We start from the raw sequence: 13,332 nt of genomic DNA, 5'->3' as shown, positions 1-13,332 counted from the left end.
TCCCCCCGGCCCCCCTACCTCGCCGCGAACACCTCCGTGAACCCCTCCCGCCACGTCGGATGCCCCGGCTGCCACCCCAGCTCGCGCTTCGCCTTGTCGTTCGACGCCCCCCGGCCTTCCGTCATCACCGTCGTCACCCACTTCCCCGCCGCCAGCCGCGCCAGCCACACCGGCAGTCGCCGCGGGGGCCGCGCGCCCATCGCCGCCGCCAGCCGCGGCAGCCATTCCTTCTGCGCCGCGGGGTCGTCGTCCGTGATGTTGTAGATGCCCGGCGTGCCCCGCTCCACCGCGGCGGCCGTCGCCGCCGCCGCGTCGTCGATGTGGATCAGCGAGATCACTCCCTCGCCGCGGCCCACCAGCGGCAGGAGGCGCTTGCGTACCATCTCCGCCTGCTCGCCGCCCGGGTAGATCGTCGTGCCGGGGCCGTAGAAGCCGCCGTAGCGCAGGACGATGCCCTCGATGCCGGGGGCGCTGGTGACCGCCTCCTCCAGGTGCTTCATGGCGCCCAGGCTCTGCTCGGTGCCGGGGGGCGGGGTGGTGTCGAGCGGGTCGTCCTCGGTCTTGATCAGGCCGCCCTCGCGCTTGTACGGCCAGCCGGCGAAGCTCTGCGCGATGAACCGGCGGGTGCCGGTCTCGGCGGCCGCCGCCAGCAGGTTGTCGGTGCCCTCGCTGCGCAGCCTGTTGGTGGTGGCGAAGACGGTGTCGAGGCGGCGGAGGTCGCGGGCGCTCAGACTGGTCTGCTGGGAGAGGGCGGTGGCCTCGTGCACGATCACCTCGGGGGCGGCGTTCGCCACCGCTGCGCGTACGGCAGCCGCGTCGAGCACGTCGAGTACGACCGGCTCCGCGCCCGCCGCGCGCAGCCGCTCTGTCTTCGCCTCGCTCGTGGTGGTGCCGGTGACGGTGTGTCCGGCCGCGTTGAGCAGGGGTACGAGTCGGCTGCCTAGGGCGCCCGTGGCGCCAGTGACGAGGATCTTCATGGGTCCAGCGGATCACCGCGCGCGCCCGCGCACCACGTGTGTTGCCCCGTTCGGGGGGCCGTTCTCGCCCGAAAGACTGGCGGGGCTACTGCTCCGTTGACTGCAGGGCCTGCTCCCGGCCGCGGTCCATGATGCGGCGGTAGACGTACGCCCCGGTGTCCCGTACGGCCTCGCTCGTCGGGGCGTCGTCGGCGGTGACGGCCTTGCCGTCGGCGTAGCCGGCGATGGTGAAGTAGGCATAGCGGCCGAGGGTGTTGCTCGTCAGCCGGCAGGCGGTGGCGCGGCAGAACTCGGGGACGCCCTGGCCGGGCAGCGACTCCAGGTTGCCCTTCGCCTGCTCGGCGGTGCGGGCGGCCGGACCCTCGTCGGCGAAGGCGGCGACGCCGACGGTGACCGCGGTTCCCTCGCGGGTGTAGGTGGCGCGCAGCAGCCGGTCGCAGCCGTTGGCGGTGAGGATCTTGCCGAGCTTGCTGGAGGCGCCGGAGGCGCAGTCGCGGGTGTGGTGGGTGGCCCTGCGCTCGTACGTGTGGCCGCTGACGGTGATCTCCGCGTTGGGGAAGAAGCTGTCGACGGTGAGCGGGGCCGTGTCCTTGTCCGCGGAGGCGATGAACTCCTTGGGGTCCGGCGGCGGGGCCACCGAGGAGAACGACGGGTCGCCCTTGCCGCTCTCGCTCCCCGCGCCGGATATCCGGTCCTCCGAGGCGCTGCTCGACGGATCGTCGTCGCCGCCGGAGGTGGTGACGACGGCCGCGGCGACGGCGCCGGCTATCACGACAGTGGCCAGCGCCCCGCCGACGATCGTCCACAGCCTCCGCTTGCGGCGCCGCTCGGCCGCCGCGGAGTCGGCGAGCGCGCTCCAGTCGGGCGCGGGCCCGCCGGATCCCGGCGGACCGAAGCCCGATCCCTGCCCCTGCCCCCCGGGGCCGCCGTAGCCGCCCCCCTGCCCGAAGCTCATGGCGGGCATCTTAACCGGGCCCGCCGTCACCCGGACGGCGGCGTGGGGGCGGGGGGCGCCGCGGGGGGCGGTCCTGGGAGCGGTCCGCGGGCGTACGGGAATCGGGCGGGTCCCGTACGGCGCGGAAAACCCGTTTCGCCGGGGCGCCGCGGGCCGCGAGGATGGGATGCATGGGACACCTGGAGGCCGCGCACCTGGAGTACTACCTGCCGGACGGGCGGCCGCTGCTCGGCGACGTCTCGTTCCGCGTCGGCGAGGGCGCGGCCGTGGCGCTGGTGGGGGCCAACGGGGCGGGGAAGACGACCCTGCTGCGGCTGCTCGCCGGGGAGCTGCAGCCGCACGGCGGCAGCATCTCGACCGGCGGCGGGCTGGGGGTGATGTCGCAGTTCGTCGGCTCGGTGCGGGACGAGCGTACGGTCCGTGACCTGCTGGTCTCCGTCGCCCAGCCGCGGATCAGGACGGCCGCCGCGGCGGTCGACGAGGCCGAGTTGCTGATGGGGGTCCGGGGGGCCGCTCCCCCGGAAGAGCACAGTATGGAGCGGGACGACGAGCGGGCCCAGCTCGCGTACGCGCAGGCGCTGAGTGACTGGGCGGAGGCCCGGGGGTACGAGGCGGAGACGCTGTGGGACAAGTGCACGACGGCCGCCCTGGGCGTGCCGTACGAGCGGGCCCAGTGGCGCGAGGTGCGGACGCTGTCGGGCGGCGAGCAGAAGCGGCTGGTGCTGGAGGCGCTGCTGCGCGGCACGGACGAGGTGCTGCTGCTCGACGAGCCGGACAACTATCTGGACGTGCCGGGCAAGTTGTGGCTGGAGCAGCAGCTCCGCGAGACGCCGAAGACGGTGCTGTTCGTCAGTCACGACCGGGAGCTGCTGGCGCGCAGCGCGGAGAAGATCGTCAGCGTCGAGCCGGGCCCCGCGGGCAGCGACGTATGGGTGCACGGCGGCGGCTTCGGCACGTACCACCAGGCGCGCAAGGAGCGCTTCGAGCGCTTCGAGGAGCTGCGCAGGCGCTGGGACGAGGAGCACGCGAAGCTCAAGCGGCTGGTCATCATGTACAAGCAGAAGGCCGCGTTCAACTCCGACATGGCCTCGCGCTACCGGGCCGCGCAGACGCGGCTGCGGAAGTTCGAGGAGGCCGGCCCGCCGATGGCGCCGCCGCGGGAGCAGGACATCCGGATGCGGTTGCGCGGCGGGCGGACCGGGGTGCGGGCGATCACGTGCGAGGAGCTGGAGCTGAGCGGGCTGATGAGCCCGTTCTCGCTGGAGGTCTTCTACGGCGAGCGGGTCGCGGTGCTCGGCTCGAACGGCTCGGGGAAGTCGCACTTCCTGCGGCTGCTGGCCGGGGGCCCCGCGGGAGAGGCAGTGGCGCACAGCGGGGCGTGGAAGCTGGGCGCCCGCGTGGTGCCGGGGCACTTCGCGCAGACCCACGCGCACCCGGAGCTGCAGGGGCGCACGCTGCTGGACATCCTGTGGAAGGACCACGCGAAGGACAAGGGCGCGTCGATGTCGGCCCTGCGCCGGTACGAGCTGGACCGGGCGGCGGAGCAGCCCTTCGAGCGGCTCTCCGGCGGCCAGCAGGCCCGGTTCCAGATCCTGCTGCTGGAGCTGGAGGGGGCGACGGCGCTGCTGCTCGACGAGCCGACGGACAACCTCGACCTGGAGAGCGCGGAGGCGCTCCAGGAGGGCCTTGAGGCGTACGAGGGGACGGTGCTGGCGGTGACGCACGACCGCTGGTTCGCGCGCAGCTTCGACCGGTTCCTGCTCTTCGGCGCGGACGGCCGGGTCCGGGAGACGCCGGAGGCGGTCTGGGACGAGGGCCGGGTGGCCCGGCGGCGTTGATCTTCCGGGCCCGACGGGGGCCGGGCCGGCGCCGGGGGAGCGGCAGGGGTGTTTTGACCTGGTGGCGCGGGCCCCGGTATTCTGCTGGATTGTTGTGCGTATTGGCTGCTCGTTCTCACGCGTGAGGCCGTTACGCCTGGTCCACCAGGACGATTGATCAGCGATCACCGTCGGTTTGCGTCGCCGGCGCGGTCTACTGCTGTCGTGATCTCCGGGTGACCTTGTCAGAGAACACCCACTGAAGAAGCGAAGGCTACGACCGTGCGTACGTACAGCCCCAAGCCCGGCGACGTCCAGCGTCAGTGGCACGTCATCGACGCCACCGACGTCGTTCTGGGCCGCCTGGCCTCCCAGGTCGCCCAGTTGCTGCGTGGTAAGCACAAGCCGGTGTACGCGCCTCACGTCGACGCTGGTGACTTCGTCATCATCATCAACGCCGACAAGGTGCACCTCTCCGGCAACAAGCGGACCCAGAAGCTGGCCTACCGCCACTCCGGCTACCCCGGCGGTCTCCGCTCCGTCCGCTACGACGAGCTGATGGACAAGAACCCGGAGAAGGCCGTCGAGAAGGCCGTCCGCGGCATGCTGCCCAAGAACACCCTGGGCCGTCAGATGCTCAGCAAGCTGAAGGTGTACCGCGGTGCCGAGCACCCGCACGCCGCTCAGCAGCCGGTCCCGTACGAGATCACCCAGGTCGCGCAGTAGTCCCGGCCACACCCCCTAGAGACAGAGAAGCTGAGGAGAATCGTGGCTGAGACCACCGCTGAGGCGCCCGTCGAGGACGTCGAGGAGTACACGACCGAGACGCCCGCCGAGGACTACACCACCGAGTCCGTCGCGGGGCGCTTCGGTGACCCGCAGCCGGCCGCGGGCACCGGCCGCCGCAAGAACGCCATCGCCCGGGTGCGCATCGTCCCGGGCTCGGGCAAGTGGAAGATCAACGGCCGCACCCTGGAGGGCTACTTCCCGAACAAGGTGCACCAGCAGGAAGTGAACGAGCCCTTCAAGGTGCTGGAGCTGGACGACCGTTACGACGTCGTCGCCCGCATCGCGGGCGGCGGCATCTCCGGCCAGGCCGGCGCGCTGCGTCTGGGCGTGGCCCGTGCCCTCAACGAGGCGGACGCGGACAACAACCGCGGCCCGCTGAAGAAGGCCGGCTTCCTCACCCGTGACGACCGCGCGGTCGAGCGGAAGAAGGCCGGTCTGAAGAAGGCACGTAAGGGAACGCAGTACAGCAAGCGCTGATCGATCATCGTACTGCTACTGTGCGCAGAAGCCGTCCGTGAACCCCCGTCGCCCGCCCTCCGGGCGGGCGACGGGGATCTGCGGACGGCTTCTCGCCCCGGCGGCCCCCGGAGAGTTCTTCGGGAGGGCGCCGGGGCGCGCTTGTATGGTCGGCATACGGTCCGCGGGTATGGTCACGTGAGGACTTTTAACGGTCCGTAGCCGAACGTACTCGCTCAGAATTGAGCACTCGGGAGCACTCGGAGGAGATCAGTGGGACGACTCTTCGGCACCGATGGCGTGCGCGGCGTCGCCAACGCGGACCTCACCGCGGAGATGGCCCTCGGGCTGTCCGTGGCGGCGGCACACGTGCTCGCCATCGCCGACGCCGCCCAGCCGGCCGGCCAGCGCCCCAAGGCGGTGGTCGGGCGCGATCCGCGGGCGTCCGGAGAGTTCCTGGAGGCGGCCGTCGTCGCCGGACTGGCCAGCGCGGGCGTCGACGTGCTGCGCGTCGGCGTGCTGCCGACCCCCGCGGTCGCGTACCTCACCGGCGCGCTCGGCGCCGACCTCGGCGTGATGCTCTCCGCCAGCCACAACCCGATGCCCGACAACGGCGTGAAGTTCATCGCCCGCGGCGGCCACAAGCTCTCCGACGAACTCGAAGACGAGATCGAGGAGCTCTACCACAAGCACGAGCGCGGCGAGCCCTGGGAGCGCCCGACCGGCGCCGGCGTCGGCCGCGTCCAGCGCTACGAGCAGGGCTTCGACCGCTACGTCGCCCATCTGCTGGGCGTCCTGCCGCACCGCCTCGACGGGCTCAAGGTCGTCGTCGACGGCGCCCACGGCGCCGCCGCCCGCGTCTCCCCGGAGGCGTTCCAGCGGGCCGGCGCCGAGGTGATCCCCATCGGCACGGAACCCACCGGCCTCAACATCAACGACGGCTACGGCTCCACCCACCTCGACCAGCTCAGCGCCGCCGTCGTCGAGCACGGCGCCGACCTCGGCATCGCCCACGACGGCGACGCCGACCGCTGCCTCGCCGTCGACGCCGCGGGCAAGGAGATCGACGGCGACCAGATCCTCGCCGTCCTCGCCCTCGGGCTGCGCGAGGCCGGCCGGCTGCGCAAGAACACCGTCGTCGCCACCGTCATGTCCAACCTCGGCTTCAAGCTCGCACTGGAGCGCGAGGGCGTGGACCTGATCCAGACCGCGGTCGGCGACCGCTACGTGCTGGAGGAGATGAAGCGCGGCGGCTACGCCCTCGGCGGCGAGCAGTCCGGCCACGTCATCGTCCTCGACCACGCCACCACCGGCGACGGCACCCTCACCGGCCTGCTGCTCGCCTCCCGGGTGGCCGCGAGCGGCCGGCCGCTGGCGGAGCTGGCGGCGGTGATGGACCGGCTGCCGCAGGTGCTGATCAACGTGCGGGACGTCGACAAGTCCCGGGTCGCCAGCGCCCCGGAGCTGCGCCAGGCCGTCCTGGAGGCGGAGCGCGAACTGGGCGCGACGGGGCGGGTGCTGCTGCGCTCGTCCGGTACGGAGCCGGTGGTGCGGGTCATGGTGGAGGCGGCCGACATCGACCAGGCGCGGTCGGTGGCGGGGAAGCTGGCGGACGTGGTGAAGTCGGCGCTGGGCTGAGGCGGTTGCCGCAGCCGCTGTCGCCGTCGTTCCGGTTGCCGTTGCCGTACGCCGTGCTGGGGGCCCGCCCCGTACGGCGTACGGCCGTCAGAGCCGCCGCTGCGGGTGCTGCGCCGCGGCCCGGCTCTGCTGGAGGTGCTGGCCGAGCGTCTGCTCTGTGTGCCAGGCCCAGTACAGCTTCTGCGCCAGCAGCGTCAGCGTCCCGGCGACGACGATGCCCAGCAGGTTGAGCAGCAACTGCTCGGACGAGCCGCGCGCCTGGCCCCAGTCGCCGTAGCTGACGGCGACCGACGCGTTGGCCGCCGCCGGCACCGTCGTCACCGAGATCGCGACGCCCACCAGCGCCCCGGACTTCGACGACGTCAGCGACAGCGTGCCCACCGTGCCCGCCAGCAGCGCGACGATGAACGAGAACCAGTCCGGCGCGAAGATGAACCCCGTCTGCGGTCGAAGGGCTTCCAGATCCGTCTCCGTGAACAGCCCGAAGGCGTCCATCATCACGCTGAAGGCCACGGTCAGCACCATCGCCGCCGCGAACCCCGCGAGCAGCGCCGCCAGCGACCGCCCCACCAGCCGCGGCCGCCACTGCACCAGGGCCACGCACAGCCCCGCCACCGGGCCGAACTCCGGCCCCACCGCCATCGCCCCGACGATGAGGATCGCGCTGTCGATCATCACGCCGCAGGCGGCGAGCAGCGTGGCGACGCCGAGCATGGCGAGGTACGTGAGCGACAGCGTCGACTCCTCGTGCGTCTCCTCGACCAGCGACTCCCACACCACCGCGTCCGCCGCCTCGCCCGGCGCGGCCTCCTCGGCCTGGTCGGCGCGGCGCGAGAGCGTCAGGTCGACCTGGTCGACGCAGACCGCCCCCCTCGTCGTACAGCCCGCGCACGCGCAGCTCCTGGAGCAGCTTGTCGGACGCTTCGCGGGCGATGTCGCAGAGCACGACGTCGCCCTCGGGGTCGAGGGAGGCGCCGCGGAGCACGGCGAGGTGGGCGGTGCCGACGGTCTTGTGCAGGAGCCCGACGACCTCTGCGGTACGGGCGGCGGGGCACTGGATCCGCAGGTGCAGCATGCGCCGAGGTTAGCGGGTGCCGGGAGGCGGGATTCCGTACAACCGTCCGACGGGACGGGCCCCGGGCGGCACGTACCCGCGGGACGCCCGGCCGCTGCCGGACCGGCGCCCCGCGGTGGCGTAGCGCGCGTCAGAGCTTGCGCAGGGAGAGGCGCTGGACCTTGTGGTCCGGGCCCTTGCGCAGGATGAGGGTGGCGCGGCCGCGGGTCGGGGCGATGTTCTGGCGCAGGTTGGGCTCGTTGATCGTGCGCCAGTTGCGTCTCCCGTACGCCATCGCCTCGGCCTCCGGCACCTCCGCGTAGCGGCGGAAGTACGACAGGGGGTTCTGGAAGGCCGTCTCGCGCAGCTTGCGGAACCGCTCGGCGTACCAGCGCTCGATGTCCTCGGTACGGGCGTCCACGTACACGCTGAAGTCGAAGAAGTCGGCGAGCGTGACGCGGGTGCGGCCGTCGCGGCCGGGGAGCGCGGGCTGGAGCACGTTGAGGCCCTCGACGATGAGTATGTCGGGGCGCTGCACCTTCAGCCGCTCGCCGGGGACGATGTCGTACGTGAGGTGGTCGTAGACGGGCGCGGTGACCTCGTCCTTCCCGGACTTCACGTCGGCGACGAAGCGGGTCAGCGCGCGGCGGTCGTACGACTCGGGGAAGCCTTTGCGCGCCATCAGCCCGCGGGCTTCGAGTTCGGCGTTGGGCAGCAGGAACCCGTCGGTGGTGACGAGTTCCACGCGCGGGTGCTCGGGCCAGCGCGCGAGCAGCGCCTGGAGCAGCCGCGCGACGGTGGACTTGCCGACGGCCACGCTGCCGGCGACGCCGATGACGAACGGGGTGCCGGCCTGGGGGCCCGCGGTCTCGCCGGGGCCGCGGAGGAAGGTGTGGACGGCGTCCCGCAGGCCGTGGGTGGCGCCGACGTAGAGGTTGAGCAGACGGGAGAGGGGCAGGTAGACCTCCCGCACCTCGTCGAGGTCGATCACGTCGCCGAGGCCGCGCAGCCGCTCGACCTCCGCCGCGGTCAGTGGCAGCGGGGTCCGGTCCCGCAGGGCGCTCCACTCGGCGCGGGAGAGGTCGACGTACGGGGAGGGACTGTGCGTGCTCGTCGGCGAGGCCACGGGGACATTGTGCGCGGGGGCGCGGGGGGACGCGCGGGCGGGGCGTGTCCTGCCTCTAGGCCGGGGCCGCACGGAGGGTTAGGGTCCGGATGCGTATTCGAATCCAGGGGGCGAGAATGTCGGTAATGCAGACGGTTTGGCATGAGAGACGCAGACGGTTCGCGGCGGCGGACGCCCGGCGGCGGCGGGCCCGGGGCGCGCGCGAGGCGTTCGCGGGCCGGGTGAGGGGCGACCTGGCGGCGGAGCTGCCGGACGAGGACCTGGGGGAGGACCTGGTCGAGTCGCTCGACCTGTACCGCATGGGCAGCAAGCCGCGCTGCGAGGAAGTGGAGTACCTGGACCTGGTGCAGGAGGCGGTGGAACGGATGGCGTGGGGCAGATAGCCCCCTCGGTCGCCCCTGGGTCATCCTTCGGCGATGACGACGGCGGAGGCGACGCCGGCGTCGTGGCTCAGCGACACGTGCCAGGTACGCACCCCCAGCTCGGCGGCGCGCGCGGCGACGGTGCCGCGGACGCGGAGGTGGGGGCGCCCGTTGTCGTACACGCACACCTCGGCGTCGTGCCAGTGCAGCCCGGACGGCGCCCCCAGCGCCTTGGCCAGCGCCTCCTTGGCCGCAAACCGCACCGCCAGCGAAGCGACCCCCCGCCGCCCGCCGTCGGGCAGCACCTGCTCCGCGGGCAGAAACAGCCGATCCGCCAGCTCCGGCGTCCGCTCCAACGCCGCCCCGAACCGCCCCACCTCGGCGACATCGATCCCGACCCCGACGATTCCACTCATGCGCGGCAGAGTAACGGGTGGGCACGCAGGCGCCGCGATCACGGCAGCTCCGCACTGTCGGTGCGGCTGCTCACCGTCCCGTACAGGATGACCGCCCAGACGGTCTTGCCGATGCCCCCGGGGCGTGGCGTGACACCCCACGCGTCGGCCAGCGCATCGACGATCCGGAGCCCCCGGCCCTCCTCTGCGTCGTCGGGTGCGCGGGTGAGAACCGGGGGTGCGGGTTCGGCGTCGTCGACTTCGACTTGCAGCCGTCCGCCACCGCGGGTGACCCGTACGAAGAAGTGACGGCCGGGTACGTGGCCGTGGCGAACAGCGTTGCCCGCCAGTTCGGCCACGACCTGCATGGCGTCATGGATGGTCGTGGCGTCGACGCCCCAGCCGCCGAGGGTGTCGGCGATGTCCATGCGCGCCAGGTGAGCGGTGCGCGGGCTGGGTACGTACGTGCGTCCCCAGGTGGTGAACGGAGGGCCCGCGGGGGTGAGGGCGGCGGTGGGCGTGGTGGTCATGGTGCCTCGCTGGAGTGAACGCGGTGAGTAGCGGCGACATGACACATAGTGGTCCGGTGGACCGGTCCAGTCGAGCGGCGCTCAGCGATCTCCGCCCATCGGGTACTCGTCGCTCCGCTCCCACAACTCCCCGGGCGTGACGCCCTCTTCGCACACCAGCGGCCTCCCCTCGCCGTCGTACGCCGTGTGCAGGTCCACCGCGACCGCCAGCGGCAGCGAGCGCTCCAGCCGCTCCGCCTCCACCACCGTGGCCAGCCGGACGCCGACGACGTCGACACCGCGCGTCGGGGTACGGCCGGTCTGCCGGCTGACGTAGTGGGTGGTGCCCTCCGCCAGCGGCCCCGACTGCGTGAGCCGGGGGCATGCCTCGGCCACGTCCGGGGGAAACCACGCGCTGACGTATGTCAGCGGGGTGTCGTCTTCCAGTACCACCAGCCGGTCCCTGCGCAGCGCGCGCTCTCCCGGCTCCAGTTCCAGCGCCTGCGCCACGTGCGCCGGGGGCTCCTCGCGTCCGGGGCGCCCCACCCGGCGGAACGGGTGACCGCCCGCCAGCCGGCTGTTCCCCGAGGCCCGGTGTCCGGCAGGCCGGGCCAACGGGGTGTCCACGACCCGGAAGCCCTGACCCTGCCGCTCCCGGTCGATCACCCCGTCGAGCCGCAACACGTCCATGGCCTTGATGGCGGTGGCGCGGGAGACGCCCCAGCGCTCGCACAACTCCCGCTGGGAGGGCACCAATGCGCCCGGCGCCAACTCACCTTCGGTGATCCGTGCGCGGATCCAGTCCGCGATCTGCTCGTACTTCAGCACGGCCATGTGCCCTCCAGGTGACTTCCGTTGGACTGGACTGGTCCACCGGTCAAGGTAGAGCATTGCCGACATGACTTCCGAGCCCCAAGTCGCGCCCGAGATCCTGCACTTCTACGGCGCCGACTTCGACGAGGCCACCCGGCTGACCGGCACCGCGGACGGACGGTTGGAGCTGGTGCGTACGCGGGAGCTGCTGCGGCGGCATCTGCCCGGGGCGCCGGCCGACGTGATCGACGTGGGCGGAGGGCCCGGGGTGCACGCGGCGTGGCTCGCCGGGGACGGGTACCGGGTGCACCTCGTGGACCCGGTGCCCCGGCACGTCGAGGCCGCGCGCCGGGCCGGGGTGGACGCGGAGGTGGGCGACGCCAGGGCGCTGCGGGCGGCGGACGGTTCGTACGACGTGGCCCTCCTCCTCGGCCCGCTCTATCACCTGCTGGAGCGCGGCGACCGCGACCGGGCCTTCGCCGAGGCCCGCCGCGTCACCCGGCCGGGGGGTCTCGTCGCGGCGGCGGCGATCGGCCGGTACGCCTCCGTCTTCGAGCACACGGCGACCACGCTGCTCGCCAAGGACCGCGTCCACGACGCCGTACGCGACATCCTGGCCACCGGCCGCCACGATTCCGGGCGCAAGGGATTCACCGCCGCGTACTTCCACACGGCCGCGGAGCTGGAGGCCGAACTGCGTGCCGCGGAGCTGAGCGACATCACCGTGTACGGGGTCGAAGGCCCCGGCTGGGCGCAGCTCAAGGCCGTCGAGCAGCACACGGGGCAGCGGCCGGCCGAGCATCACCCGGCGTTCGAGGCAGCGCTGCGGGCGGCGCGGCTGGCCGACGGCCATCCGGACCTGCTGGCCGCCGCGTCCCACCTGCTGGCGGTCGCCCGGCGGTGAGGGCGGCGGGGACGCGGCTGCGGGGCTTTGCGGGGCGGGGGAGGATGGGGGGATGAGGAGTGCGTACGGGGTGGAGACGGTGCGGCGTGCCGAGGCGGCGCTCATGGCCGGGTTGCCCGAGGGGGCGCTCATGCAGCGCGCCGCCGCGGGGCTCGCCGCCGCCGCGGCCGGGTTGCTGGGGCGGGTGTACGGGCGGCGGGTGGTGCTGCTCGTGGGGAGCGGGGACAACGGCGGGGACGCGCTGTACGCCGGGGCGCGGCTGGCGCGGCGCGGGGCGCGGGTGACGGCCGTGCTGCTCCGCCCGGAGCGTACGCACGAGGGCGGGCTCGCCGCCCTGTGGGCCGTCGGGGGGCGCGTCGTGCCGGCTGAGGAGGGCGGCGACCCGGGGTCGCCCCTGTGCCGCGTGTTCGACCGCGTCGACCTCGTCGTCGACGGCATCGTCGGCATCGGCGGCTCCGGCGGCCTCCGGCCCGCCGCCGCCGCGCTCATGCGCGTCGTCCGCGACACCGGCGCCCCCGTGCTCGCCGTCGATCTGCCCAGCGGTGTGGAGGCCGACACCGGGGAGGTATGGGGCGAGGCCGTGACCGCCGACGCCACCGTGACCTTCGGTACGTACAAGCCCGGGCTCCTCGTCGACCCCGCCGCCGAGCGGGCCGGGGCGCTGCGGCTCGTGGACATCGGGCTCGGCCCGTACCTGCCCCCGGTGCCCGACCTGGAGGCCCTCCAGCACGCCGACGTCGCCGCGCTGCTGCCGGAGCCGGCCGCCGAGAGCGACAAGTACCGGCGCGGCGTCGTCGGCGTCGTCGCCGGCTCCGAGCGCTACCCGGGCGCCGCCGTCCTCGCCGTGGGCGGGGCGCTGCGCGGCGGGGCGGGGGCCGTGCGGTACGTGGGGCCCGCGGCGCGGGCGGTCATCGAGCGGTACCCGGAGACGCTGGTCCACCCCGGGCCGCCCGGGAAGGCGGGCCGGGTGCAGGCGTGGGTCGTCGGGCCGGGGCTGGGGGACGGGCCCGGTGCGGAGGAGGTGCTGGAGCAGGTGCTCGCCACCGACGTGCCGGTGCTGGTCGACGCCGACGGCCTGCGGCTGCTGGACCGGGCACGGGTACGGCGCCGGTCCGCCCCGACGCTGCTCACCCCGCACGCGGGGGAGGCCGCCGCTCTTCTCGGCGTCGACCGGGCCGAGGTCGAGTCCCGCAGGCTCGCCGCCGTGCGGTCGCTGGCCGACGCGTACGGCGCGACCACCCTGCTCAAGGGCTCCACCACCCTGGTCGCCGACCCCGGCGGCGAACACCCCGTGCGCCAGAACCCCACCGGCACCTCCTGGCTCGCCACCGCCGGCAGCGGCGACGTCCTCTCCGGCCTCACCGGCTCCCTCCTCGCCGCCGGCCTCGCCGCCCGCGACGCCGGCTCGGCCGGCGCGTACCTCCACGGCCTCGCCGCCCGCACCCTCGCCGCCGGCGCCCCGATCACCGCCCACGAACTCCCCGACGCCCTCCCGGCCGTCTGGCGCGACGTCCGCGACATCCGTACAGCCTGATCA

General features: G+C 73.6%; 13 protein-coding genes and 1 pseudogene. 7 read left to right on the top strand and 7 right to left on the bottom strand.

The window, feature by feature from the left end; genetic code table 11:
- Window positions 1-14: 14 nt before the first annotated feature.
- Both FB457_RS02975 and FB457_RS02970 read right to left on the bottom strand, forming a co-directional pair.
- Window positions 15-977 carry an NAD-dependent epimerase/dehydratase family protein gene (locus FB457_RS02975; protein WP_145780695.1) on the bottom strand — a complete coding sequence of 321 codons (963 nt, stop codon included), beginning with the start codon at window positions 975-977 and terminating at the stop codon, window positions 15-17.
- 85 nt (window positions 978-1,062) lie between these two features.
- Window positions 1,063-1,932: a hypothetical protein gene (locus FB457_RS02970; RefSeq protein WP_047017583.1), complete on the bottom strand. Its 870-nt coding sequence runs from the start codon at window positions 1,930-1,932 to the stop codon at window positions 1,063-1,065.
- A 170-nt stretch (window positions 1,933-2,102) separates the two neighbouring features.
- Between FB457_RS02970 and FB457_RS02965 the strand changes: the two genes are divergently transcribed.
- The 4 genes from FB457_RS02965 to glmM all read left to right on the top strand — a co-directional run bounded on the left by FB457_RS02965 (window position 2,103) and on the right by glmM (window position 6,632).
- Window positions 2,103-3,770 carry an ATP-binding cassette domain-containing protein gene (locus tag FB457_RS02965; RefSeq protein ID WP_145780694.1) on the top strand — a complete coding sequence of 556 codons (1,668 nt, stop codon included), beginning with the start codon at window positions 2,103-2,105 and terminating at the stop codon, window positions 3,768-3,770.
- Window positions 3,771-4,031: 261 nt separating this feature from the next.
- Window positions 4,032-4,475 carry a 50S ribosomal protein L13 gene (rplM, locus tag FB457_RS02960; RefSeq protein WP_027772201.1) on the top strand — a complete coding sequence of 148 codons (444 nt, stop codon included), beginning with the start codon at window positions 4,032-4,034 and terminating at the stop codon, window positions 4,473-4,475.
- A gap of 42 nt (window positions 4,476-4,517) precedes the next feature.
- Complete coding sequence (gene rpsI / locus FB457_RS02955; RefSeq protein WP_047017585.1) at window positions 4,518-5,015, top strand: 30S ribosomal protein S9; 498 nt, start codon at window positions 4,518-4,520, stop codon at window positions 5,013-5,015.
- 252 nt (window positions 5,016-5,267) lie between these two features.
- Window positions 5,268-6,632, top strand: a complete 1,365-nt coding sequence (glmM, locus tag FB457_RS02950; protein WP_047017586.1) for a phosphoglucosamine mutase — start codon at window positions 5,268-5,270, stop codon at window positions 6,630-6,632.
- An 87-nt stretch (window positions 6,633-6,719) separates the two neighbouring features.
- On the opposite strand, the pseudogene FB457_RS02945 reads toward glmM, so the two are convergent.
- Together FB457_RS02945 and coaA are read right to left on the bottom strand one after the other, a co-directional pair.
- Window positions 6,720-7,707: pseudogene (locus tag FB457_RS02945) on the bottom strand (DUF389 domain-containing protein).
- Between the two features lie 130 nt (window positions 7,708-7,837).
- Window positions 7,838-8,812 carry a type I pantothenate kinase gene (coaA, locus tag FB457_RS02940; RefSeq protein WP_047017588.1) on the bottom strand — a complete coding sequence of 325 codons (975 nt, stop codon included), beginning with the start codon at window positions 8,810-8,812 and terminating at the stop codon, window positions 7,838-7,840.
- Window positions 8,813-8,928: 116 nt separating this feature from the next.
- On the opposite strand from coaA, the gene FB457_RS02935 reads away from it, so the two are divergent.
- Complete coding sequence (locus tag FB457_RS02935; protein ID WP_047020290.1) at window positions 8,929-9,195, top strand: hypothetical protein; 267 nt, start codon at window positions 8,929-8,931, stop codon at window positions 9,193-9,195.
- Between the two features lie 20 nt (window positions 9,196-9,215).
- Here the strand turns inward: FB457_RS02935 and FB457_RS02930 are convergent, their stop codons facing one another.
- The 3 genes from FB457_RS02930 to FB457_RS02920 form a co-directional block, all read right to left on the bottom strand.
- A complete protein-coding gene (locus FB457_RS02930; protein ID WP_047017589.1) occupies window positions 9,216-9,590 on the bottom strand; it encodes a holo-ACP synthase in 375 nt (124 codons plus the stop codon).
- A 38-nt stretch (window positions 9,591-9,628) separates the two neighbouring features.
- Complete coding sequence (locus tag FB457_RS02925; protein WP_145780692.1) at window positions 9,629-10,099, bottom strand: ATP-binding protein; 471 nt, start codon at window positions 10,097-10,099, stop codon at window positions 9,629-9,631.
- A gap of 81 nt (window positions 10,100-10,180) precedes the next feature.
- A complete protein-coding gene (locus tag FB457_RS02920) occupies window positions 10,181-10,912 on the bottom strand; it encodes a GntR family transcriptional regulator (RefSeq protein ID WP_047017590.1) in 732 nt (243 codons plus the stop codon).
- A gap of 64 nt (window positions 10,913-10,976) precedes the next feature.
- On the opposite strand from FB457_RS02920, the gene FB457_RS02915 reads away from it, so the two are divergent.
- Both FB457_RS02915 and FB457_RS02910 read left to right on the top strand, forming a co-directional pair.
- Complete coding sequence (locus FB457_RS02915; RefSeq protein WP_145780690.1) at window positions 10,977-11,795, top strand: class I SAM-dependent methyltransferase; 819 nt, start codon at window positions 10,977-10,979, stop codon at window positions 11,793-11,795.
- A 52-nt stretch (window positions 11,796-11,847) separates the two neighbouring features.
- Window positions 11,848-13,329, top strand: a complete 1,482-nt coding sequence (locus FB457_RS02910; protein WP_145780688.1) for an NAD(P)H-hydrate dehydratase — start codon at window positions 11,848-11,850, stop codon at window positions 13,327-13,329.
- The last annotated feature ends 3 nt before the right edge of the window (window positions 13,330-13,332 follow it).

The sequence above is a fragment of the Streptomyces sp. CNZ287 genome (assembly GCF_007827615.1).
The sequence above is the reverse complement of the archived record's forward strand: the minus strand, read 5'-3'. Positions and strand labels throughout refer to the sequence as shown.